This is a genomic window from Kitasatospora sp. UYEF31, from assembly GCF_057291755.1.
Genome location: NZ_JBXAWK010000145.1, coordinates 1 through 1,632, shown reverse-complemented (window position 1 = coordinate 1,632; position 1,632 = coordinate 1). Strand labels below are relative to the sequence as shown.

Annotated in this window: 2 protein-coding genes; both read right to left on the bottom strand. The window is 68.3% G+C overall.

Features of this window, described 5'->3' with window-relative positions; genetic code table 11:
- Window positions 1–116: 116 nt before the first annotated feature.
- Window positions 117–953: a transposase family protein gene (locus tag AC0Z36_RS29595; protein ID WP_485466169.1), complete on the bottom strand. Its 837-nt coding sequence runs from the start codon at window positions 951–953 to the stop codon at window positions 117–119.
- 60 nt (window positions 954–1,013) lie between these two features.
- Window positions 1,014–1,466 (bottom strand): hypothetical protein, encoded by a 453-nt coding sequence (locus tag AC0Z36_RS29590; RefSeq protein WP_485466168.1) that lies wholly within the window; start codon window positions 1,464–1,466, stop codon window positions 1,014–1,016.
- Window positions 1,467–1,632 lie beyond the last annotated feature (166 nt).

The window sequence follows — 1,632 nt, the reverse complement described above, 5'->3', positions numbered from 1 at the left end:
TGAAGCTTCGCCATCTTCGAACATGCTGGTGAGAGGGGGTGGCGTGGCGGGCAGTAGGGGTGCTCATGCTGGTGGTGGGCGGGAGTCTGGCGCCTTGATCATCTGTCAGGTCGTGGTCAGCGGTTGACTTCGAGGTTGGTCAGGACGAGCAGGGCGCGCAGGAGGGTGGTGGCGCGGGCGGGGTCGGTGCGGAGCTTGGTGAGGATCCGCCAGGCTTTCAGGTTCGCGAAGGCGTGTTCGACCGGGGCGCGGGCGGCGGCCAGGATCTGGTTGGCCTGCTTGTGGCCGGCGGTGAGCTTGCGGGCCCGGGTGGCCTTGTAGCCGGTGACGATGACCTGATCGTCGGGGTTCTTCGGCTTGTCGACGCCGATGAAGCCGAGGTCGGCGAGCGCGCCGAGGCCTGCCGCCCTGAGATGCTCGACGATCTTGTCGCGGCGGGCTGCGGTGGCGTCGTGGGTGCGGCCCGGGCGGGCGGCGGAGATCCAGAGCAGCCTGCCCCGCTCGTCGGTCAGGGCGAGGAAGTGCAGGCCGTGACGGTGGTGCTTGCCGGAGTAGTTGGGGCGGTTCGCTTTCCCGGTGCGGCGCTGGGTGGGGATCAGGGTGCCGTCGATCAGCACGACCTCCCCGCCCCGCGCGGCTATCTGGCGAAGTGCCCGGTCCAGGCGTGGGGCCCGGGCGGCGAGCAGGTCGAGCATCTCGTCGCGCCAGCGCCGCAGGGTGGATTCGGGGACCGCGTTGCCGTGGGCCAGGTCCAGCAGGCGCTGGTCGTGTCGCAGCATCGCCAGCACGAGCACCGCGATGCGGCCCGGCGGCAGTGACCGAAACGGCGAGCGAATCGCTTTCAGATGCGATCGCAGCAGGTCGGCGAGGTAGGTGATGGTGCTCGTGGACAGATTCAGATGGCACTGATAGACAAGGGAGACGCCCTCGGCGGCCTTGTTGTTTTTCGTCACACAAACTCAACGACCGCCGGGGGTACCCAAGTTACGCCTCGCGGTCCACGGCCTGGCAGGTCACAGGCGTGTGGTGAACCTGCCGTCGGGCAGTTTGCGTAGCCATCCGCGCCCGGCGAGTTTGGACAGCTTCCCCCGCAACGGCTCCAGTTTGCCCCGCACCGTCACCTCCAGCCCCAGGTCCTGGCCGACCTGCCTGGTCGACACCGGCCCGCCCGCGTCCCGCACCACGGCCATGATCCGCTGGTAGTCCGGCGGCAGCGCGTCCTGGTCCATGCCAGGCCCGCGATGCGGAATCAGCAGCACCGCACGGCCCGCTACCTGCGCTTGAGCTGGCACGACCGCGTCCGTAGCGGCGAACTGCTCTGCCATCCTCGCGACCACCCGCTCGGCGACCGCGAGTTCCTCCTGCTCGGCCCGGACCTGATCGAGCTGCTTGACCAGCTGTTCCTCCAACTCGTTCAGCTCGGCTCGGCGCACGACGATCTTCCTCAGCACATCGGGATCCATCATGAGCCGGAGCGTAGGAGTCACACGGACAGCGACGAAGCGGAATCGGCAAAGACCTCCCCGACAGACGATCTACACGGCAGACTCCCGCCCACCACCAGCACGAGTACCCCTACAGCCCGCCACGCCAGCCCCGCTGACCAGCACGTTCGAAGATGGCGAAGCCTCA